The 21,187-nt window shown below is 51.1% G+C and carries 15 protein-coding genes; 8 read left to right on the top strand and 7 right to left on the bottom strand.

The window, feature by feature from the left end:
- The first annotated feature begins 5 nt into the window (after nucleotides 1–5).
- Both AC53GJ_RS12450 and AC53GJ_RS12445 read left to right on the top strand, forming a co-directional pair.
- Nucleotides 6–3,194: an FG-GAP-like repeat-containing protein gene (locus AC53GJ_RS12450; protein WP_496728024.1), complete on the top strand. Its 3,189-nt coding sequence runs from the start codon at nucleotides 6–8 to the stop codon at nucleotides 3,192–3,194.
- A complete protein-coding gene (locus tag AC53GJ_RS12445; protein WP_496728023.1) occupies nucleotides 3,191–5,215 on the top strand; it encodes a multiheme c-type cytochrome in 2,025 nt (674 codons plus the stop codon). Before AC53GJ_RS12450 ends, AC53GJ_RS12445 begins: the two co-directional genes overlap by 4 nt.
- Nucleotides 5,216–5,265: 50 nt before the next feature.
- On the opposite strand, the gene AC53GJ_RS12440 is transcribed toward AC53GJ_RS12445, so the two are convergent.
- Entirely contained in the window at nucleotides 5,266–6,456 is a 1,191-nt protein-coding gene (locus tag AC53GJ_RS12440; protein WP_496728022.1) for a class I SAM-dependent rRNA methyltransferase, read from the bottom strand.
- On the opposite strand from AC53GJ_RS12440, the gene AC53GJ_RS12435 reads away from it, so the two are divergent.
- Both AC53GJ_RS12435 and AC53GJ_RS12430 read left to right on the top strand, forming a co-directional pair.
- A complete protein-coding gene (locus tag AC53GJ_RS12435) occupies nucleotides 6,440–6,643 on the top strand; it encodes a hypothetical protein (RefSeq protein ID WP_496728021.1) in 204 nt (67 codons plus the stop codon). The genes AC53GJ_RS12440 and AC53GJ_RS12435 overlap by 17 nt on opposite strands.
- A 17-nt stretch (nucleotides 6,644–6,660) precedes the next feature.
- A complete protein-coding gene (locus AC53GJ_RS12430) occupies nucleotides 6,661–7,686 on the top strand; it encodes an NAD(P)H-quinone oxidoreductase (RefSeq protein WP_496728020.1) in 1,026 nt (341 codons plus the stop codon).
- Between the two features lie 46 nt (nucleotides 7,687–7,732).
- Here the strand turns inward: AC53GJ_RS12430 and AC53GJ_RS12425 are convergent, their stop codons facing one another.
- The gene (locus AC53GJ_RS12425) at nucleotides 7,733–9,124 is read right to left on the bottom strand and encodes an MFS transporter (RefSeq protein ID WP_496728019.1); all 1,392 of its coding nucleotides are present in this window, start codon (nucleotides 9,122–9,124) and stop codon (nucleotides 7,733–7,735) included.
- Nucleotides 9,125–9,277: 153 nt separating this feature from the next.
- On the bottom strand, nucleotides 9,278–11,338 hold the full coding sequence (metG, locus tag AC53GJ_RS12420) for a methionine--tRNA ligase (RefSeq protein WP_496728018.1): 2,061 nt from the start codon (nucleotides 11,336–11,338) through the stop codon (nucleotides 9,278–9,280).
- A gap of 166 nt (nucleotides 11,339–11,504) precedes the next feature.
- Between metG and apbC the strand changes: the two genes are divergently transcribed.
- The 4 genes from apbC to AC53GJ_RS12400 all read left to right on the top strand — a co-directional run bounded on the left by apbC (nucleotide 11,505) and on the right by AC53GJ_RS12400 (nucleotide 16,391).
- Complete coding sequence (apbC, locus tag AC53GJ_RS12415; protein ID WP_496728017.1) at nucleotides 11,505–12,593, top strand: iron-sulfur cluster carrier protein ApbC; 1,089 nt, start codon at nucleotides 11,505–11,507, stop codon at nucleotides 12,591–12,593.
- Nucleotides 12,594–12,595: 2 nt separating this feature from the next.
- Nucleotides 12,596–13,207, top strand: coding sequence for a dCTP deaminase (dcd, locus tag AC53GJ_RS12410; protein WP_496728016.1), 612 nt, complete (start codon nucleotides 12,596–12,598; stop codon nucleotides 13,205–13,207).
- A gap of 418 nt (nucleotides 13,208–13,625) precedes the next feature.
- Nucleotides 13,626–15,770 (top strand): DUF3300 domain-containing protein, encoded by a 2,145-nt coding sequence (locus AC53GJ_RS12405; RefSeq protein ID WP_496728015.1) that lies wholly within the window; start codon nucleotides 13,626–13,628, stop codon nucleotides 15,768–15,770.
- Nucleotides 15,771–15,815: 45 nt separating this feature from the next.
- On the top strand, nucleotides 15,816–16,391 hold the full coding sequence (locus AC53GJ_RS12400; RefSeq protein ID WP_496728014.1) for a glutathione S-transferase family protein: 576 nt from the start codon (nucleotides 15,816–15,818) through the stop codon (nucleotides 16,389–16,391).
- Nucleotides 16,392–16,473: 82 nt separating this feature from the next.
- Here AC53GJ_RS12400 and AC53GJ_RS12395 read toward each other — a convergent pair whose 3' ends face one another.
- From AC53GJ_RS12395 to AC53GJ_RS12380, 4 genes are all read right to left on the bottom strand, one after another.
- Nucleotides 16,474–18,321: an ABC transporter ATP-binding protein gene (locus tag AC53GJ_RS12395; RefSeq protein ID WP_496728013.1), complete on the bottom strand. Its 1,848-nt coding sequence runs from the start codon at nucleotides 18,319–18,321 to the stop codon at nucleotides 16,474–16,476.
- A 48-nt stretch (nucleotides 18,322–18,369) separates the two neighbouring features.
- Nucleotides 18,370–19,449, bottom strand: coding sequence for a low-specificity L-threonine aldolase (ltaE, locus tag AC53GJ_RS12390; protein ID WP_496728012.1), 1,080 nt, complete (start codon nucleotides 19,447–19,449; stop codon nucleotides 18,370–18,372).
- A 153-nt stretch (nucleotides 19,450–19,602) separates the two neighbouring features.
- Nucleotides 19,603–20,061, bottom strand: coding sequence for a hypothetical protein (locus AC53GJ_RS12385; RefSeq protein WP_496728011.1), 459 nt, complete (start codon nucleotides 20,059–20,061; stop codon nucleotides 19,603–19,605).
- A gap of 140 nt (nucleotides 20,062–20,201) precedes the next feature.
- On the bottom strand, nucleotides 20,202–21,149 hold the full coding sequence (locus tag AC53GJ_RS12380; RefSeq protein WP_496728010.1) for a LysR family transcriptional regulator: 948 nt from the start codon (nucleotides 21,147–21,149) through the stop codon (nucleotides 20,202–20,204).
- Between the last annotated feature and the right edge of the window lie 38 nt (nucleotides 21,150–21,187).

The raw sequence follows: 21,187 nt of genomic DNA, 5'->3' as shown, positions 1-21,187 counted from the left end.
TCCTGATGAATAGACTATGGCAAAGCGGTTATGGTTTTAGTGCAATCGTCAGCTTGAGCTGCCTGATAGTGCTGGGATTTTGGTACTGGCTGTCAGAGCCGGTGGCGATTGCGGAAATCAAAGCTTTTGAGCAGATCAGCGCGCAATTAAGTCAGCCTGCCAGTCCGTCAGCACTGAGCCAGGCCAAATTTCGTGACATCACCTTCCTGGCTGGTCTCCAGCACCGGCACGTACAAAAAAAGGACCAGTTGCTTAGTTTTGAAGATACTCTGACCGCCAGTGTCTGCGTGGCAGATTTTAATAACGATGGCTTTGATGATCTGTTTTTTACCACTGGGTCCGGCAATTTACGTCATTTTGGCAAACAAAACTGGTGGCATCTGCCGCAGTTAAACCAACTTTATCTGAACCGGCAAGGTCAGTATTTCGAAAATGTCAGTGCAATGCTCGGGAGCGAAGCGGCCAGTTTCAGCCTTGCTTGTCTGGTGGATGACTTGGATCAGGACGGTTATCTGGACTTGATTGTCGGTAATAAAGGAAAAAACCAGTTGTTCCATAACCAGCAAGGCACTCAGTTTAAACTGGTGAAAGATGCGTTTAACGAGGATCCCGCAGCCTTTACCACCGCAATCTTATTAAAAGATCTCGATGGCGATCAACAGGATGAATTGTTGTTTGGTAATTATGTCAGCTTTGTCCAGAACCAGAACATGCTGGAGCTCAATGCCGGCTATGCCAATTTCAAAGAAAGTAACTTTGATGTGACTTTTTTTGATGCCGAGCCCGATCATCTGTATCGCAACATTGCTCCGTTGCAGTATCAATTAACCAGCGATGACGGCACCAGTAATCGCCAGGGCCGGACGCTGAATTATGTTGATCGGGATACGCTGCTAGTGCTCAATGACAGTGGCTCGCCCAGTCGTCAGTTACAAGGTCCGTTACCTTGGGAAAAATTTGTGCTGAACGCCCGTGATATGAAGTTTTTCCACTGGCCACAGCAAGCGGAATCTGAGTTTGCGCTCGGTAGTTTTGCTGGTCGGACTGGTCTGTTTGTGCTGGAAACCACCGATTTTGCCAATGAGAAAAGTTGGGATCAGTGGGTGAACAGAGCTGAAACGCTATTTGCCCACAGCTGGTCTGTGGCGCAGGCTGATTTTGATTTGGATGGTTATGATGATTTTTTCCTAGCCAATGGCAGTGTGTTACCGCACCCGGATGCTGCGCATATTCCGGTGGGACAGCCGAATCATCTGTTACTGATGCGGCCTGAGCAGAAAAACTTCCAAACCCAGCAACTGACCGACGAACGGGTGGCCTCGTCGCGTGGCGCTGCTGTGCTGGATTTTAATCTTGACGGCAAAATGGATCTGGTGATTGGCAACAACAATGATTATCCAACCTTGTTAAAAAATGAAGCCCAGAGCCAGTTGCCCTGGTTTGGCCTGAAATGTTTGCCGGCTTTTTTGTGCAAAAAAGCTCAGCTTTTTATTGATGACACCCTGGTGCAAAACGCCTTTGCTGGCCAGCGTACTTTTGGCTCTTTTTCGCTACATGGCTATTTGCATCGCGGGGCGTTAGCCCAGTCAAGAATTGAAGTGGTCACGGCTGGAAAACGATTACAACTGCAGATCCCGCAGTTGCAGCAGTATTATCTGCTTGATTTGCAAAAGGCGACCCTCAGCGCCTTGACGCCGGCCGCGCCCGAAGCCACTGCAGCAGAGCAGCAGATCGAATCCGCTTTGTACCAGTTGGGGCAGGGCCATTATGATGGCAGTTTCTATCCGTTGTATCAGCAGCACTTTGCCAATAATCCAGCACTGCTGGCCGAACTGATGGCATTGCTGCAGGCAAAACCTGCCAAGCCGTTATTTCCGCTGCTTGATGAAATAGCCCGTACTCAGCGGCCTGAGTTGGCATTACCGGCGATTGAATTATTACGCCAGTTTGAGCTGGAACAAACAGTGCCGACTTTGCTGCATTTGTTAAGTTCAGCCGATGCACAAATTCAGTGCGCTGCCAGCCGTGCGTTGCAATTTTACCACTGGAAAGATGAAGCAGTGCCGGAGCGGAAAGGTCTGGCGGTGCCGGCGGTATTGCAACTGTTACCACAGCAGCAAGCGATGGTGCAAAGTTGTTTTATCGAATTGTTGGCAGAAACTGAGTCTTACCGGGCGGTCAGTACTTTACAACAGTTGTTGCAGTCCGATAATGAATTGCTGGTCAGTCAGGCTGCGCGGGCACTGGGTTATTTGCGCCAGACTGAGACCGCTGCTGATTTAACGGCAGCACTGGCCAGAACTTCGTCACCTATTGCCAAAGCCCATATTCTGATTGCACTGAACCGGCTGCAACAACCGGTGGCTGCTGTCAGTCAGATGTTTAGTACCATGACTGAACGCGAACGCTGGTTTTTTGTAGCGGCCAGTTTTCAGTCTGATGATGCGGTCAGTCAGCAACAACATGCGGTTGCCTGGTCGTCTCTGGTGACGTTACCCCAACGACAACTGCTGGCGGCGCTGGATCTGGCCACCTTAGTCCAGCTGTATCAGCAGTTTCCGACCTTGCAGGGCAATAATTTTATTGCCGAATTCAGTCAGCTTTGGCAAAAAGGAGCCATTCAGTTGCCAGTGCCGACGCAACAGTTACAGGTATTTATCGCTTTGCCCGCCAGTGAACAGTTGCAGCTGTTGCCGTTATTATCACAAGCGGCTTTGTTACAAGTACTGAAGTTACCGCAGATGCAGGACCGGCAAAGCTGTTTGCGGTTGTTTGCCGCTGCGCCTGAGCTGTGCCAGCCGCTGGACGTTGCACAGCTGTCAGCGTGGACGGCACGACTAAAACAACTGCTGCACAGCGGGCATTACCAGACTGCCAGCTTAGTGGCCAGTCAGTTAGCAGTCTCAGCGCATTATCCGCTGCTGCTGGAGGACCTACTCACGGATCCTGGCTTGCAAGTCTATGAAAAGCTGTATATCAGTAGCCATTTCCCGTTACCGCCTGAGATTGTTGCGATTGCTCCGACGCTGTTTGGTCAGTTAGCTGAAACCGAGCGACGCCAGTTAAGTCGGATCCTGCACCGGCGTTTATCGGATGCGCAATTTGTGCAATTGATGGCACAGCAAGAAATCAAAGATAGTCGCCTGTATCAACGCTGGTTCAGCCAGCCAACTGGGGCAGTGGAGGCCGAATGAACAAGGAAAAACTGTTACAGCTGGAAAAAAATACTGTGGTGCTGTTCTGGCTTTCGTTATTGGTGCTGGCGATCACAGGTCTGGCAGGTTTAGTGTATCAGGGCCATAGTGATTGGGCTTTGTGGTCAGATCTGTTCCATGCGCTGGCCGGGCTGGTGTTTTTTAGTAGTTTAACCTTGTATCTGGTGCTGCATTTTAAACGTACTTTTGGGGTACGGCGTCCTTTGGTGTTTACCCTGGGCGTTTTTGCTGCGCTGTTGTTACTGCTGGTGATCTACAGTGGGGCGACGATGGCCGTGCAGGGACGGCAGGAACAAGATCAGCACTGGTATCTGCTACACCTTGTCAGCACCGCCTCACTGTTGCTGTTTCTGCTATTACATCTGCTGGCGTATTATCTGGCGGCCAGACAGCAGGGCGATGTACGGTTGTTTAAATCACAGGACCGCCAGGTCAGTCGCCAGACGGCTGTCGGCAGCGCAGCACTGGCACTGTTGTTTGTGTTGTGCGTTGCCGCCTCTGGCTGGTACGATCCTGCCTACAGTGATAAGCCGTTGGTGGCGGATTATGTGTACGATTATGGGGCGCAGCCGTTTCGGCCAAGTCAAACCGAGACTTATCACAACAAATTTATTGATGAACGGCAAATTGTCCAATCAGCGCAGTGCGGTAACTGCCATCAGGACATCACCCGGCAGTGGCTGGATTCTGCGCATAAAAAAGCCGCTTCCGATCCAACTTACATCAAAAATATCAGTTTACTAGCCGAGCGCAAAGGCATTACAGCCACCCGTTATTGCGAAGGTTGTCATGCGCCGGTGGCATTGCTGACCGGCCAACTGAGCCCAGGCGGTCAACACGGCGGTATTGTTGGTACGCCAGGTAACAGAGAAGGAGTGAATTGTCTCAGTTGCCATGGTTTGCAAAGTATCGAGCATGTCAAAGGCAATGGCAGTTATCGGTATGGTCAGGCCCAGCCTTATTTATTTGACGGCAGTACTAACCCGGCGCTGGCACTGCTGAATCAGTTATCCATCCGGTTGGATCCGGCGCAGCATAAACAGGATATGGGCAAAGCTTTTACCCGCAGTGCTGATTTATGCGCCACTTGCCATGCCCAATTTATGGATAAAGAGATGAACAAATGGGGCTGGGTAAAGATGCAGGATGATTATGCGTCATGGCTGGCGGGGCCATTTTCCTCGCAAAATCCGCGGTTTAATCAGCAAACGGCTGTGCCTTGTCAGGGTTGTCATATGCCGTTGGTGGTAGGTCAGGATCCGTCGGCTGATCAACAGGGTCAGATCCGCTCACATCGGTTTTTAGGTGCTAATTCTTTGCTGGCACTGCTCAACGACAGTCCGGAGCAGTATCAGCAAATGGTACGGTTTTTACAAAGTAATAAGATGCGGTTGACCATTGATAAACCGAACCGGCAAACGGCTACGCAAAACTATAAACCGCTGGAAGGTGAGATGGACGCGCGTCAGTTGGTGACAGCGCCTTATTTCTATTATTTAAATGAACAGGCAGAGCTGAATATCGCCGTTAGCAATATTGGCGTCGGCCATCATTTTCCCGGCGGTACCATCGATATTAACGAAGCCTGGCTGGAAATTGTGGTGACCGATGCCAGTGGCCAGCAAGTATTTGCCAGTGGTTTGCTCCAGGCCGATCAAACTGTGGATGCTAAAGCTTATTTTTATCGCTCAATGCCGGTGGACCGGTTTGGTAAAGATGTCTGGAAACATGATTTATTTAATATGGTTGGCGATCGGTATCGTAATGCGGTGGCACCTGGCGCCAGTGATTTGGTGCAGTATCAGTTTCAGGTGCCCGCCTGGGCGGTGTCGCCGTTACATGTGGCCGCAACTTTGAAGTATCGCAAGTTGAACAAAAAATACACCGACTGGGCGCTGGGTGATAGCAAAGTGAGTTTGCCGGTGATAGATATGGCCAGAGATAGCTTACAAATACCGTTAAAAACCCAAGCAGACACTCGACTGGCGCTGCAACCTTGACCGCTTTGTCGATGGAGCCCTGTCAGTACACTGACAGGGCCTCACACCTGTTATTGGATCAGGCAAACCAGGCCTTTCAGGTAATGGCCTTCTGGATAAAAGCTGGCTATTGGGTGATCAGTGGCCTGACTTAAGCGTTCGAGGAATAAACAACCCCGGTTAGCATCTAACGCGGCATCCGCCACCACTTTCTGGAACAGGCTTTCTTCTATCAGGCCAGAGCAAGAGAAGGTCAGCAATAAACCACCTGGTTTAACAATTTGCATTGCCACCCGGTTAATATCTTTGTAACCGCGACAAGCCCCGACCAGTTGGTTTTTGTTTTCGGCAAATTTTGGCGGATCCAAAATCACCATATCAAACTGCTGACCTTCTTCTTTGTACTGCCGTAACAGTTTAAATACATCGGCTTTGGTCATGGTGAGTTTGGATAAATCTAGCTGATTGAGCTGTGCATTGCGTGTCGCTGTCGTTAGCGCCAATTCTGATAAGTCGGCGTTGGTGACATGAGTGGCGCCGCCAGCTAACGCGCTGAGCGCAAAAGTACCGGTATAGCTAAAACAATTCAGCACTGTTTTGCCTTTGGCATAACGGCCAGCCGCAGCACGACTGTCGCGTTGATCCAGATAAAAACCGGTTTTATGGCCGTTTATCACATCCACCAGGATATTCAGACCATTTTCTTTGATGACCACTTCACCAGTTTCACGCGGCAGATGTAACCAGCCGGTTTTTGGCTCCAGACCTTCTTTTTTCCGCACATCCACATCGGAGCGTTCATAAATACTGTAACCAGGGAAGATGTTTTTCAGCGCGGCCACAATCAGTTTACGCTGCCGCTCGGCACCAGCACTTAATAACTGACAGACCAGAATATCAGCATACAAGTCCACGGTGACGCCAGGTAAGCCGTCCGATTCGGCCGCGATGACCCGAATACCGTTGGTTTGGTTTAAATCAAACAGTTGTTGCCGTACTGCCCAGGCATGTTGCACACGACGCTGGAAAAAATCAGCATCAATTTGTTCATCAGCATCAAAGGTCCAGACTCTGGCGCGGATCTGCGAGTTCGGGGAATAAGCACCACGGGCGACAAATTTACCGTCAACAGTGACAATATCCACGGTATCACCCGAGTTCGGTGTACCATGCACCTGTTTTACCGCCTGGGAAAACACCCATGGATGGCGGCGTTTTAACGATTTGTCGCGGTCGGCTTGTAAAATGATGCTGGCGGTCATGGCTGGTTTCTGCAATAAAGTAAAAGAGGCGCATTTTAGTCAGGAAAACGGCAAAGCTAAAGCAAAACTTGCGCCGATGCAGGCTTTTTCGCAAGGGGCAAACCGAATTGTGGATCTGGCAGCAGGATTTGGCTTGATAAGCCAGCTTGCAACTAACATAGTGCTGATCCGCCATGTTAAAACCTAAGCTCAACAAGGTACATTATGACAGTTCCGAATTTTACATCATCGTTGCCGGCACTGATGCAAGCCATTGACGTCCGCCATAGCGGAACAGTCAGTGAACTAGTGTTTGTCGAGCTGCCATTGCCAATTCCCAACGCGCAACAAGTGCTGGTCAAAGTGGCGGCGGCAGGTGTCAACAGAGCGGATTTAGCTCAGCGCGCTGGCGTTTATCCGCCACCGGTCGGCGAGAGTCCGATTTTAGGCCTCGAAGTCGCAGGTACTGTGGTGGCGGTTGGCGCACCAGAGCTAGAGTGCTGGTTGGGGCAGCAGGTGTTTGGTTTGGTGCCGGGCGGTGGTTATGCCGAATATGCCGTATTGGCGGCAGCGCATTTACTGGTCAAACCGGCGTTGTTCAGTGCCGAGCAAGCAGCAGCAACTGCCGAAGTTTTTTTGACCGCTTATCAGGCGGTGCTGCAGATTGGTGGTTTAAAGCCGGGCGGGGCCGTGTTGCTGCATGCTGGTGCCAGTGGTGTGGGTACCGCTGCGATTCAACTGGCTAAACAGCTAGGCGCCACAGTGGCGGTGACTGTTGGCTCTGCCGATAAAGTGGCGTTTTGTCAGCAGTTGGGCGCCGATTTTGCGGTCAATTATAAAACCACAGACTTTGTCAGCGCCCTCGGTAGCTTCCGGCCCGCAGGTTTTGATGTGATTGTTGATCCGGTCGCTGGTGATTATATCGCCAAGGATCTACCACTGCTGGCGTTGGATGGGCGCATCGTGGTGCTGGCGATGATGGGCGGGCGCCAGGTGCCAGCTTTTGATCTGGCACTGATGTTCAAAAAACGCGGCCAGCTGATTTGTTCGACGCTGCGAAATCGCACTGATGCTTATAAAGCACAATTATGTGCTGATTTTAGTCAACAGTTTGGCGAAGCGCTGGCCTCAGGTCAGATCCGGCCGGTGCTGGCGCAAGTGTTTGCTTGGCAGCAGGCTGAACAAGCGCATGCGTTAATGGCCAGTAATCAACTGGCCGGTAAACTGGTGCTTAAAATCTGTTCGAGTTAAAAATGCGTTGGACAGCCAACTCGCAAAGTCGGCCAGTCCAACAGTATTAATGGCTGGTTTTGGTTTCAGTCACTGGCGCTGGGTCAGCGTTCGTGGTAGTGGCTGATGGTTCGGCAAATTCGAATTCTTGCTGCCGTTGGCCTTCATCCTCCGGCTGTGCCGTGGCGTGCTCGTCCTGATCCGCCATCAATTGCTGTTGTGCCGTGGCTTGATCGACCCGTGGATCTAAAGCTGCCGCTAACGGTGATGAAACTAAGTCACCAGAGGCCATCACATAATCCTTAGGTTGTGATTTATCTTGTTGTTTTTGTTGGTAGTTCACATGAGTTAACCGCACAAACAACAAGGCGGCCACCAAAGCCATAAAGCCATACAGCATCTGGCTGCCAGCAAACTGCATAAAGGCAGAAGCGATCAGTGGACCTGTACTGGCGCCAAGGCCGAAGGTTAACAAAATAGTTGCTGACAAAGCAACACGCTGATCTTGCTCAATATTTTGATTCGCTAATGCGGTAGCTAATGGATAGAGCGTAAAGGCCAGTACGCCAAAACAGAAGGTAAACACCAGTTGCAGTGTGCCCGACAGTGGCAGCAGCGCCATCGCCAGTACCAGAAAACCCAGCAAGGCCGTATTGGTACGGATTAAACGTGAACGCCGGATGCGGTCGGACAGCTTCCCCATCGGCCATTGCGCCAGTAAGCCTGCCATCACTGTGGTCGCCATATAAGCGGCCACTTGTTCGGTATTCATGCCCTGTGCCGCGGCAAAGGCGGGTGCCAGGCCATAAAAGGAACCGACGATCATGCCCGCCAAGGCAATAGTGGTCAGCGATTGTGGCACTTGTTGCCAGAAGGCTTTGATTTTCAGCGGCGCAGGTCGCATCGGTTGCGGGTGAATGCGACGGGTTAATGCCAGCGGCACTATACATAAAGCAAAACACATCGCGACTAAAATCAGTGGTTTGATGGTCAGCTCCGGATTCAGACTCATGGCACCCTGACCCAGCACTAACCCAAGATAAGACACAATCATATAACTGGCGAACACAGTGCCACGGTTTTTGCTATCCGCTTGCTCATTGAGCCAGCTTTCCAGCACCATATACTGGCACATCATACAAACACCAACCATTAACCTCAGGACTATCCAGACCTGTAAATTATCAATCAGGGCATGCCCTAGCGCTGAAGCGGTGACTAAACCAGCGGTGGCTACAAAAGCGCGGATATGCCCAACCCGGGCTATTAGTCTATGGCCGATTTTGGAACCGGCGACCAGCCCGAGATAATAAGCCGACATCATGGCGCCGATCCAGATTTTAGAAACTTCAATGGCAGCGAGGCGTAAGCCAAGATAGGTGGTTAATAAACCTGCAGCCAGCACCATTAAAAGGGTAGCCAGATAAAGCGAAGAAAATGAACGTATTGTGGCAGACATGGACTGTCCTTCAGCCTGAACAGAGATTGCTATTTTAGATCAAATGCATGCGACCGGTTTGTGCTAAATCATGATTTTATTTGCAAAAAATTGTACCGGCCGCTGTGCGCAATTGGAATTGCACCAGAAGCCGGTTGCTGCACTCAGCACATGTTATTTCACTTGCATGCCTGGCGTCGCACCATCATCCGGCGTCAGTAGGAAAATGTCGCTGCCACCAGGGCCTGCAGCCATCACCATGCCTTCTGACATGCCAAAACGCATTTTGCGTGGTGCCAGGTTGGCGACCATCACCGTCAGCCGACCAGTCAGCTCCGCTGGATCATAGGCAGACTTGATGCCGGCAAATACCTGGCGGGTTTCAAAGCCCAGATCCAGTTGCAACTTCACCAGTTTATCGGCGCCTTCGACATGCTCAGCGCTGACAATCCGCGCCACCCGTAAATCCAGTTTGGCAAAGTCATCAAAAGCAATAGTGGGCGCCAGTGGCTCATACTCGCCACTGGCAGCCGCTGTGTTGGTTGCTGGCACAGCTACTTTGGCCGCAACTGGCGCAGGCGCAGCTTGAGGTTGCAGGTTTTCTTTCGAGGCATCCACCATCGCTTGCACTTTCACCGGATCAACCCGCTGCATCAGCGGCTTAAAGCTGTTGATTTGATGTGAGGTTAAAGCACTCTGATAGTTATCCCAGCGCAGTTCGATGTTGAGGAAAGCCTCAACTTCTGCCGCCATGGCCGGTAATACCGGTTTTAAATAATGCATTAACACCCGGAACAGGTTGATGCCCATAGAACAAACCTGATGGGTCTCCACTTGTTTGGTTTCGTCTTTGGCCAGCACCCAGGGCGCTTTGGCATCAATATACTGATTGGCTTTATCCGCCAGTGCCATAATATCGCGGATGGCGCGGGCAAATTCGCGTTGTTCAAAGGAAGCCGCGATCTGTTCGCCCTGCGCGACAAACTCGGCCAGTAATTCTGCTTCTGCCACTTCAGCCGATAAGGTGCTATCGAATTTTTTGCTGATAAAGCTGGCACAACGGCTGGCGATATTCACCACTTTACCCACCAGATCGGCGTTTACTTTCTGACTGAAATCTTCCAGATTTAAATCCAGATCGACAATGCCTGAAGTGAGTTTGGAGGCGAAATAATAACGCAGATATTCCGGGTTTAAATGTTCCAGATAAGTCCGGGCTTTGATAAAAGTGCCACGTGATTTTGACATCTTGGCACCATTGACGGTGACAAAACCATGCGCAAACACGCTGGTTGGTTTGCGATAGCCAGCACCATCTAACATGGCTGGCCAAAACAGGCTATGGAAGTAAATAATATCTTTACCGATAAAGTGATAAACCTCAGCGTCGGAATCAAGCTGCCAGAATTCGTCAAAATTGATACCGGTTTTATCACAGAGGTTTTTGAAGCTGGCGAGGTAGCCAATAGGCGCATCCAGCCAGACATAGAAAAATTTACCCGGCGCGCCTGGAATTTCAAAACCAAAATAAGGAGCGTCGCGGCTGATATCCCACTGTTGCAGGCCTTCTTTAAACCATTCCTGCAGCTTATTGGCCATTTCGCTTTGCAAAGAACCACCGCGGGTCCAGTCTTGCAGCATTTGTTCAAAAGCAGGTAAATCAAAGAAATAGTGCTCTGAGTCTTTCAGCACAGGCGTCGCGCCTGACACCACAGACCTTGGGTTTTTCAGCTCAGTCGGGCTGTAAGTGGCGCCACAGGCATCACAACTGTCACCGTTTTGATCAACAGCGCCGCATTTTGGGCAATCGCCTTTAACAAAACGATCCGGCAGGAACATTTGTTTTTCCGGGTCAAACAACTGGCTGATGGTCTTACGCTTGATGTAGCCACCAGCATCCAGTTTCTGATAAATCTCGCTGGCAAAAGCGCGGTTTTCTTCGCTGTGCGTGCTGTGGTAGTTATCAAAACCGACCAGGAACTCTTTAAAGTCGGCCTGATGTTCAATGGATGTTTGTGCAATCATCGCTTCTGGCGTCAGGCCAAGCTGCTGCGCTTTGAGCATAATTGGCGTGCCGTGGGCGTCATCGGCACAGACGTAATAACATTGATGACCACGGGCTTTTTGAAACCGCGACCAGATATCCGTCTGAATATATTCCAGCAAGTGGCCTAAATGGATAGGACCGTTGGCATAAGGCAATGCGCTTGTGATCAAAATTTTACGTTGGGTCATCAAATCTAACTCTGAATGCATAAATAACTGAAAAGAGATGACAACATGATACAATAACGGCCGTTAAAGCGCACCCCGCCAGCTAAATGCCGGGCAATTTTCTCTGTTATTTCTGTGCTGATGGCGTGAAGCTGACGCTGGTTAATTTTTTTCTGGAGTTTTCTGCATGTTTAGCTGGTGGAAAAATAAAATTGCGGCTGCCGCAGGTGGCCATAACACTGAATTATCTGCAGCTGAGCTGTTGGTATTACAACAATTTCAAACCGATGAGATGCCGGTTGCTATTGCAGAGCTTTGTAACTCGCTGCAGTTCGATGGCAAACAATTGCAGTTGCAATTACCTTTTCCGATGCAGTCACTGCAGCCATTGTTATTACAGGCCTTACAACAAAGCGGTTTTAGCGCTGAACTGCAATTGAGTTATCAAAACACAGTGCCGGCGACTTTGGGCCAGATTAAACAAGTGATTTTGGTCGCTTCCGGTAAAGGTGGGGTGGGCAAATCCACGACGGCGGTCAATCTGGCGATTGCGCTGGCGCGGGAAGACGCCAAAGTAGGTTTACTTGATGCCGATATTTATGGGCCATCAATACCGACTATGCTTGGCATGAGTGATGCCAAAGCCAGCTCACCGGATGATAAACATCTGTCGCCGCTGCATAAACATGGCATTTATTTGCAATCGATCGGTTTTCTGGTCGACCCACAAGCGGCCTCGGTCTGGCGCGGTCCTATGGCCAGTCAGGCTTTATTGCAGTTGCTGAATGAAACCTTGTGGCCCGAGCTGGATTATCTGGTGGTGGACATGCCGCCGGGCACCGGCGATATTCAACTGACACTGGCACAAAAAATTCCGGTCGCGGGTGCTATTGTCGTAACCACACCACAAGATGTGGCGCTGGCTGATGCGCAAAAAGGCATCAGCATGTTCCGCCAGGTCAATATTCCGCTGCTGGGCTTGATTGAAAATATGAGTTTTTACCAGTGCGGCAACTGCGGTCACATCGATGATATTTTTGGCACAGACGGTGGTGTCGCTTTAGCAGAGCGTTATCAGGTGCCGGTGCTTGGCCAGTTACCCCTGACCAAAGCCATCCGGCAACACAGCGATGATGGTGCGCCTATAGCTTTAGATGATGAACAACAATGTACTGATATATATCGGAAAATAGCCAGGCAAGTGATCTTCGCTTTATACTGGCGTGGTAAAAAAATCAGTGAACAACAACCCGAAATATTGATGACGGACGATTAAAAATGAGATTGTGTGACCGTGATATCGAACGTTACCTGGCGGAAGGTAAAATCAGCATCGAGCCAACACCCTCAGCTGAGATGATCAGCGGTGTCAGCGTCGACATCCGGCTGGGGCATAAATTCAGAAGTTTTACTGCTTATGCCGCACCTTTTATTGATTTAAGCGGCCCCCGGGAAGAAGTGCAGGCAGCGCTGGACTCAGTGATGAGTGATGAGCTGGTGCTCGCCGATGATGAAGCCTTTTACCTGCATCCGGGTGAACTGGCGCTGGCAATTACGCTGGAGTCTGTCACTTTACCTGCCGATATCGTCGGTTGGTTAGATGGACGCTCCAGTTTAGCCAGGCTTGGCTTGATGGTGCATGTCACGGCACATCGAATTGATCCGGGCTGGTCGGGTAATATAGTGCTGGAATTTTACAACAGTGGCCGTTTGCCGTTGGCGCTGCGCCCTGGGATGAAAATTGGTGCACTCAATTTTGAACTGATGACGGGACCAGCCGACCGGCCTTATAACAAAAGAACGGATGCCAAATATCAACAGCAAACCGGCGCTGTGGCCAGTCGGATTGGTCAGGATGATCAGTCTGCACAGCGGGAAAAAGCAGATTAACTTCGACAGCGGGGGCTAGAAATTAAAAAGCCCATACAAATGTATGGGCCGAAGCAATAAAGCAAAAATGAAGCCCGGTGATTATGCAATAAAACTGCGTAGTCATGCAAGCTGAAGCCGGTACTTTTGTTGGTTTTTTTCCAGAGCATGGCGCTTTATTGGCCATCAATAGCTGACAGCTGGATGCCAGCACTGCACTGCTGTGGAAGTGCCAGCAGGACTGAGCGCCCTGCTGGCAAGTCAGGTTGCCAGCAGGAGCAGAAAAAGTTATATCTGCTGTGGTGCTGGGGATCCAGGCTGACTGAAAATTCAGAATGCGTTCAGTTGCGCCATGCCATAACTGAAACCAGAGTTGGCGTTATGCCGAACTTACAGCAAGATCCGAAGTCTGACGCGCTGCAGATGCAGCAGGAGTTGAATGATGGCACGCCCGGTAATGCAGTTTTCTACTTTGACCTTAGCACTGGCTTTGGTGCTGCCGCTGCCTGAAGCAGTGGCTGAGCAACAGCGTCAGACCTCAACCATTTCGGCCGGGAGCAGTAAAAAAGCCACAGTCCCGCAGCAAAGCAGCAAGCCAAATCAGCAAACAGCCAGTGCTGGCCAGAAATTATTCAGCCAGGCTGAACTTGACCAAATGCTGGCACCGGTGGCGCTTTATCCCGATACCGTGTTGTCACATGTGCTGATTGCAGCCACTTATCCGCTGGAAATTATTAAAGCCACCCGCTGGCTCAGCGGTAAACCAGGCATGACCGCGGAGCAAGCGTTAAAAGCGGCTGAAAATGAAGCCTGGGATCCGAGTGTCAGAGCGCTGGTGGCCTTTCCTCCTTTGCTGACCAAAATGAATAATGAACTGGACTGGACGCAAAAACTGGGGGATGCCTTTTTAATTCAGCAAGCCGCCGTGATGGCGACAGTGCAGAGCTTACGGCAAAAAGCTTACAGTAGCGGCCATCTGAAAGATCAGGAACACATTACGGTAACCCGGCGGGAACAAGAAAAAGTGATCATTATCGAGCCGAGACAACGTGAAGTGGTCTATATCCCGGTTTACGATACCCGCGTGGTGTATGGTGACTGGTGGTGGCGCGATTATCCACCCATTCACTGGCCCTATGGCCGCCCTTACGGCGGCAGCAGTTATGTGTACTGGGGAGGTGGCGCCAGGGTGTCGACCAGCTTCTACTTTTCTACTTTTTATTGGCCGCAACGTGAAATTATCGTGATTAATCATCATCACAGACCCAGTCGTTATTACCATTATGACGATATTATCCGCCATGAAGAACGCCGGCACTGGCGGCATAATCCACAGCACCGCCATGGCGTGGTTTATCACACCAGTTACCAGCCAACCCGCGAATATTATGGTGCGGATCGGCGACTGGATGATGTGGGCGAGCGCAGACGCTGGGCGGCCGAACAACGCTCTGAACATCAGGTGAGTGTGCCCTCTGATCAGCATATTAATCAGCAATATCCGGTCAGCGGCAATACCATTGAAAGCCAGGGTCAGCCGATAGCACCAGACGTCAGCACAGCTTATGATCCTGATCGTGACCGTTTACAGCAAGCATCAGAGCCTGTGGCCTCAGTGGTCGACGGTCAGTCGTTAGCACCTTTGCCGGCGCCGGTGGACAATGCAGGTAATACAACTGAGATCACAGCTCCAGGCGCAGAGCAGCCTGTATCGCAGCCGGTGATTGAATCACCGCCTGTGGCGGACCCTGCGCCAGAGCCAGTATATCAGCAACCGGAACCGGTGCTTGAATCACAGCCTCAAACACCGGCAGAGCCAGTGTATCAACAACCGGAGCCGGTGCTTGAATCGCAGCCTGCAGCGCAGCCAGAGCCAGTGTATCAACAACCGGAGCCGGTGCTTGAATCGCAGCCTGCAGCGCAGCCAGAGACAGTGTATCAACAACCGGAACCGGTGCTTGAATCGCAACCTGCAGCGCAGCCAGAACCGGTGTATCAGCAACCGGAACCGGTGCTTGAATCGCAACCTGCAGCGCAGCCAGAACCGGTGTATCAACAACCGGAACCGGTGCTTGAATCGCAACCTTCACCGCAACCAGAGCCGGTGTATCAGCAACCAGAGCCGGTGTATCAGCAACCAGAGCCGGTGTATCAGCAACCAGAGCCGGTGTATCAGCAGCCAGAGCCGGTGTATCAGCAGCCAGAGCCGGTGTATCAGCAGCCAGAGCCGGTGTATCAGCAACCAGAGCCGGTGTATCAGCAACCAGAGCCGGTGTATCAGCAGCCAGAGCCGGTGTATCAGCAGCCAGAGCCGGTGTATCAGCAGCCAGAGCCGGTGTATCAGCAGCCAGAGCCGGTGTATCAGCAGCCAGAGCCGGTGTATCAGCAACCAGAGCCGGTGTATCAGCAACCAGAGCCGGTGTATCAGCAACCAGAGCCGGTGTATCAGCAGCCAGAGCCGGTGTATCAGCAACCAGAGCCGGTGTATCAGCAGCCAGAGCCGGTGTATCAGCAACCAGAGCCAGTGTATCAGCAACCAGAGCCGGTATATCAGCCGCCGACAGAACAACAGCAACAATTTTAATCACAGCATCGTCAGCAAACGGTGTGTAGCAACAAAGGAGTAACGATGAAACTTTTTGGCTCGGGACCATCACCTTTTGTCAGACGGATCAGAATGTTATTGGTTGATCAACCTTATGAGTTTGTCACGCTGAATATTTTCGAACAACAGGACAGGGCAGTGCTCGTTGCCCACAACCCGGCTCGTAAAGTGCCAATGTTACTGGATGGTGAACAGGTCATTTTTGACTCTGGCGTGATTTACCGTTATCTGGCGGCAAAATTGCAACTGGCCCCCTTGAGTTGGGAGCAAGAAAATCAACTGACGCTGATTAACGCTGCCAATGACTCCTTGGTAGAATTGTTATTATGCAAGCGCAGTGGTTTTGATATTCAGGCTGATAAACTGTTTTTTAATCTGCAACATGAACGTATTCAGGCCATCCTGAGCCACTTTGAAGCCGCAGTAAAAGCAGGGCAGTTTCAGCAGTGGGATTATCTTGCCATGAGCCTGTACAGTTTGTTGGACTGGCTGATCTTCCGAGAAATGGCTGATTTAAGCCCATATCCGACGTTGCAACAGTATCTGCGGACTTTTGCCAATCAGCCGGCAGTGCTGAGTACAGATCCGCGCCAAAACTAGGTTGCACTGAGCTTGAATGTGTACGGACTGCCCAGGCAAAGCCTGGTCGAGTCCGTACACATGTATCAATCTAGGGATAACATTAATCCAGCCCGATAAAACCGCCGGTCTGATGCGCCCATAACTGGGCGTAGATCCCGCCACCAGCGATCAGCTCCTGATGACTGCCTTGTTCCACAATTTGCCCCTGATCCAGCACTATCAGTCGATCCATCGCGGCAATCGTCGACAACCGGTGCGCGATAGCGATCACAGTTTTACCCGCCATCAGCGTGTTCAGACTGTGTTGGATCGCGGCTTCTACCTCAGAGTCGAGTGCCGAAGTCGCTTCGTCCAGGATCAGCACTGGCGCGTTTTTCAACAGCACCCGCGCAATGGCAATACGCTGGCGTTGACCGCCGGATAACTTCACTCCACGTTCACCCACCTGCGCGTCCAGTCCGCTCTGACCTTTAGGATCGGTCAGTTCGGCAATAAACAGATCGGCTTCGGCGGCTGCAATGGCTGCTTGTAATTCGGCTTCGGTGGCATCAGGTTTACCATACAACACGTTTTCCCGCACTGAGCGGTGCAGTAACGAAGTATCCTGCGTCACCATCGCAATCTGGGCCCGTAACGATTCCTGTTGCACCTGGCTGATATCCTGGCCATCCAGCAGAATTTTGCCTTGCTCCAGATCGTAAAACCTGAGCAACAAGTTCACCAGCGTGGATTTTCCGGCGCCAGAACGACCGACCAAACCGACTTTTTCACCCGGTTTGATCTGCAAGTTTAACCCGGCCAGCACCGGTGCTTTACCACCTTCGCTGCTTACTTTGCCATAGTTAAAATACAAATCGCGAAATTCAATAGCGCCGCCATTCACTTGTAATGGTTTAGCATCGGCTACATCCTGCACTTGCTGCGGTTGGGATAAGGTTGCCATCCCATCCACCACTGTGCCGATATTTTCAAATAAACTACTGACTTCCCACATGATCCATTGCGACATGCCGTTTAAGCGCAGCGCCAGACTGACGGCAATAGCAATAGAGCCAATGCTGACCGCCTGCTCAGTCCAAAGCCAGATCGACATAGCGCCGATGGCGAACACCAACAGATAGTTCAGCGTCTGTACTGAAAAGGTCAACCAGGTTACCAGTCGCATTTGCTGATAAACCGGGGTCAGGAATACATTCATACTGTCGCGGGCATAACTGGCTTCACGACTGGTGTGGGAGAATAATTTAATGGTATTGATATTGGTGTAACTATCAACAATACGACCCGTCATCTCGGAACGGGCGTCTGCTTGCCGGCTGGCCACATCTTTTAACCGCGGCACAAAATAGCATTGCAAACAGATATACAGCACTAACCAAACCAATAAAGGTGCGACCAGCCGGAAATCGGCATCGGCCACCAGGAACACCATAGCGCTGAAATACACCAGCACATAAACCATGACATCCAGCAGTTTAGTCGCCGTTTCGCGCACTGCCAGCGCAGTTTGCATCACCTTAGTGGCAATGCGGCCGGCAAATTCATTCTGATAAAAACCAATACTTTGTTTCAGTAAATACCGATGCGCCGACCAACGGATCGCCATCGGGAAATTACCCAAAATGGTTTGGTGAATAATGGAGGCGTGTAACAAAATCAGCAGCGGAATACCAATGGCCGTCAGAAAACCCATCAGCAGCAAAGTATTGCCTTCAGTTTGCCATAATGTCGCTGGATCTTTTTCAATCAGCCAATCGACCAGTTGACCCATAAAGCCAAATAAAGACACTTCCAGTATTGCGATGAGTGCCGTCAACAGCGCCATCAGCAGCAGTGGCCATTCCATGCCTTTGCTGTAATGGCGGCAAAAAGCATATAAACCTTGGGGCGGTTGCGTGGGTTCAGCCGCCGGAAAGGGGTTGGTTAGTCGTTCAAAAAAGCCCAGCATAAGTACCTTTTAACAATAAGAACGCAGTAAAAAAATCAATGCTCTGGTTTAGCGCCAGCGTGCCAGTATAGCTGCCGATTGTTGCAGCATATGTGCGATATCGGCAGCACTGATCCCAAGATGGGTAACAAATCGCATGCGGGTGCGAACACCAGTGGCCGACACGTAACTGCCAGCGGTGCACAGAATACCTTGTTCTGCTAATTGCTGCTGGTAAAAAGTCGCCAATTCAGGCGTCAATTCAGCAAATAGAATATTGGTTTGCACCGGACTTAGCTGAAAATCAGCCTCCAGTTGCAGTCTCTGCACCTGTTCGGCTAAGCCCGCAGCCAGCTGTGCTGCATGCTGATGATCTTCGGCCAGTCGGACCACCTGATGACGGAGCGCATATTCACCGGCCGCTGCCAGGATACCGGCCTGGCGCATACCACCGCCGAGCATCTTACGAATGCGCCGTGCTTTGGCAATAAACGCGCAACTGCCGAGCAATAATGAACCGACCGGCGCACCTAAACCTTTGGATAAACACACAGAAACTGAATGGTAACCCTGCACTAACTGCCGTGCCAGCGGCCAAGGATCCGCAGCCGGACCTGCCAGGGCTACAGCCGCATTAAAAATCCGCGCGCCGTCTATATGGCAGGCCAGGTTACGCTCATGGCATAAAGTTGCCACCTGGCGCATATAATCGGCCGAGAGCACCTGACCGCCAGTGGTGTTTTCTATCACTACCAGTTTAGTGCGGGCAAAATGAACATCATCGGGTTTGATGGCCGCGGCAATATCATGCAGGGCAATAGAACCATCGGCCTGATGCGGCAAGGGTTGTGGCTGAATGGAGCCTAACACCGCCATACCACCGGCCTCCCATTTATAGGTATGCCACTGCTGGCCAACGATGGCTTCATCCCCGCGCTGGCAATGCGCCATCAGCGCGATTAAATTGGTCATGGTGCCGCTGGGGGCAAAGAGTGCTTGCTCAAAACCCAGTTGACTGGCGGCAAAATGTTGCAGGCTATTGACGGCAGGGTCGTCTCCAAACACGTCATCGCCCAGTTGGGCTTGTTGCATGGCCAGCCGCATGCCAGCTGTAGGTTGAGTGACGGTATCACTGCGAAAATCAGTCATGGGGACTCCTGCTAACAGCTAAAAATAATAGTTTGCCTGTTAGCAGGGTGAAACGCAGCTTTCTGCGCTCAGCAGCAGGTTATCTGAGGTTGTAGCCACTGCGACACAAACAAAGCTATTACCGCTTGAGCAGGCAGGGGATGCAAAACTTGCTTAGCGCTCAGGCTGTTCCTTTTCGGCTTTGCTGTTTTGTTCTTTTTCATTCAGCTCACGGGCAGTTTTGGCAATCAGCGCTTCGCGCTCTTTCAGCAGATTATCAAGCAGCGATTGTTGCGCATCTGTTCTTGGATCCAGTTTTTGTAACTCTTCAATTTTTTGCTCCAACTGCTCCAGCGTTTGCCTGTCCAAACCAAGCCGTTGGTCCAAAGTTCCTTGCAGCATTTTTTCCAGTCCGGTCAGCTTTTCAATACTGGGGCTGCGCAGTTTTTTCAGCATATCGTAGCTGTCGAAATCGGTGCTGATGGCGCCGCCTGCTGCCATTGAACTTAACGTCACCTGCACACCGGCACTTTGCTGTTGGGCAACTTGCTGTTGTTGCCGCTGGCTGAAATCGGGCAGCGCTGCAGTTGTGTACTGGCTGGCGTATGCCTGATTGAGGGCTGAAATAGTCATAGCTGCGGTTCCTGTGCTGGCGGGTTTGCTAGGCAAAAAATTAGCAAAACATATGCCAACAACTCGGCAGCGCGAAAGCATTTGGTTTATTTATGGGTACTGCCGAGCACAAACCAGCACAGTGCAATACCAGTCTGCTGCTAAAACTGCTGGCTGAGTTTGCTGATGTCCGGCAGCATCCACTGCGCTTCAACACAATCCTGCAGATGTTCTGCCATATACTGCACCAGTTGTCTGGCCGCATGCGGCATCCGGCGGTCCTTGCGCCGCACCAGATACCAATGACTTTCCAGTGGAAAACCAGCTACCGGCAACACGGCAATGCCTTCCTGGCTCTGGTGCAGGGTATGGGCTGAGATCACCGACAATCCCAAGCCTGATACCACGCTCAGCCTGATGGCTTCATTACTTTCAATTTGCATGGTATTGGCCAAATCCATACCCTGGCTACTTAGCCAGGACTCAAACATCAGTCGGGTGGCAGAGCCGGGTTCACGAATTAAAAAGCGCTGATTTTTTAGTTGCGCCAGGGTTAGCTCCGGTTGTTGCACCGCCCAGTGATCGGCGGGTGCAATCAGTTGCAACGGGTTTTTTAAAATGCGCACTGCCTGGGTGGTTTGGCCGCTCGGCGGATGGCTGAACAGGTACAAATCGTCCAGTTGTTGTTCAAACCGCGACAGAATATGGGCTCTGTTACCGATATTCAGCGTGACATTCACTTTGGGAAACAGCCGGTAAAAGCCACCGAGGATCCTTGGCATCACATATTTGGCGGTGGTCACAATGGCGATGCTGAGCTGACCGACCTGACCACTGCGTGCTTCTTCTAAGTACAGCGAAAAATCATCAAACCGGCCCAACACGTCGGCAGCGGCCTGATATAAAGCCCGGCCAACATGCGTGGGCACCATCTGCTGATCACGATGTTCCAGCAAAGGTTCGCCGACCGTTTCGGTGAGTTTTTTCAGTTGCAGTGACACTGTCGGTTGCGTCAGATGTAAGGCCCGGGCTGCGGCCGAGACCGAGCCTGTTTGCACCACATGCAGGTACACCTGCAACAGCCGAAAACTAAGATGGCGAATGTTCATAGATAAACATCTATACCTATGCGGTTAATAATTAATTA

Source organism: Rheinheimera sp. B2H12 (genome assembly GCF_059620065.1).
The sequence above is the reverse complement of the archived record's forward strand: the minus strand, read 5'-3'. Positions and strand labels throughout refer to the sequence as shown.

Excerpts from the sequence above, each read along its gene's own strand:
- AC53GJ_RS12450 (WP_496728024.1), top strand. The coding sequence starts at position 6 with ATGAATAGACTATGGCAAAGCGGTTATGGTTTTAGTGCAATCGTCAGC.
- AC53GJ_RS12445 (WP_496728023.1), top strand. The coding sequence starts at position 3,191 with ATGAACAAGGAAAAACTGTTACAGCTGGAAAAAAATACTGTGGTGCTG.
- AC53GJ_RS12435 (WP_496728021.1), top strand. The coding sequence starts at position 6,440 with ATGATGCTGGCGGTCATGGCTGGTTTCTGCAATAAAGTAAAAGAGGCG.
- AC53GJ_RS12440 (WP_496728022.1), bottom strand. The coding sequence starts at position 6,456 with ATGACCGCCAGCATCATTTTACAAGCCGACCGCGACAAATCGTTAAAA.
- AC53GJ_RS12430 (WP_496728020.1), top strand. The coding sequence starts at position 6,661 with ATGACAGTTCCGAATTTTACATCATCGTTGCCGGCACTGATGCAAGCC.
- AC53GJ_RS12425 (WP_496728019.1), bottom strand. The coding sequence starts at position 9,124 with ATGTCTGCCACAATACGTTCATTTTCTTCGCTTTATCTGGCTACCCTT.
- metG (WP_496728018.1), bottom strand. The coding sequence starts at position 11,338 with ATGACCCAACGTAAAATTTTGATCACAAGCGCATTGCCTTATGCCAAC.
- apbC (WP_496728017.1), top strand. The coding sequence starts at position 11,505 with ATGTTTAGCTGGTGGAAAAATAAAATTGCGGCTGCCGCAGGTGGCCAT.
- dcd (WP_496728016.1), top strand. The coding sequence starts at position 12,596 with ATGAGATTGTGTGACCGTGATATCGAACGTTACCTGGCGGAAGGTAAA.
- AC53GJ_RS12405 (WP_496728015.1), top strand. The coding sequence starts at position 13,626 with ATGATGGCACGCCCGGTAATGCAGTTTTCTACTTTGACCTTAGCACTG.
- AC53GJ_RS12400 (WP_496728014.1), top strand. The coding sequence starts at position 15,816 with ATGAAACTTTTTGGCTCGGGACCATCACCTTTTGTCAGACGGATCAGA.
- AC53GJ_RS12395 (WP_496728013.1), bottom strand. The coding sequence starts at position 18,321 with ATGCTGGGCTTTTTTGAACGACTAACCAACCCCTTTCCGGCGGCTGAA.
- ltaE (WP_496728012.1), bottom strand. The coding sequence starts at position 19,449 with ATGACTGATTTTCGCAGTGATACCGTCACTCAACCTACAGCTGGCATG.
- AC53GJ_RS12385 (WP_496728011.1), bottom strand. The coding sequence starts at position 20,061 with ATGACTATTTCAGCCCTCAATCAGGCATACGCCAGCCAGTACACAACT.
- AC53GJ_RS12380 (WP_496728010.1), bottom strand. The coding sequence starts at position 21,149 with ATGAACATTCGCCATCTTAGTTTTCGGCTGTTGCAGGTGTACCTGCAT.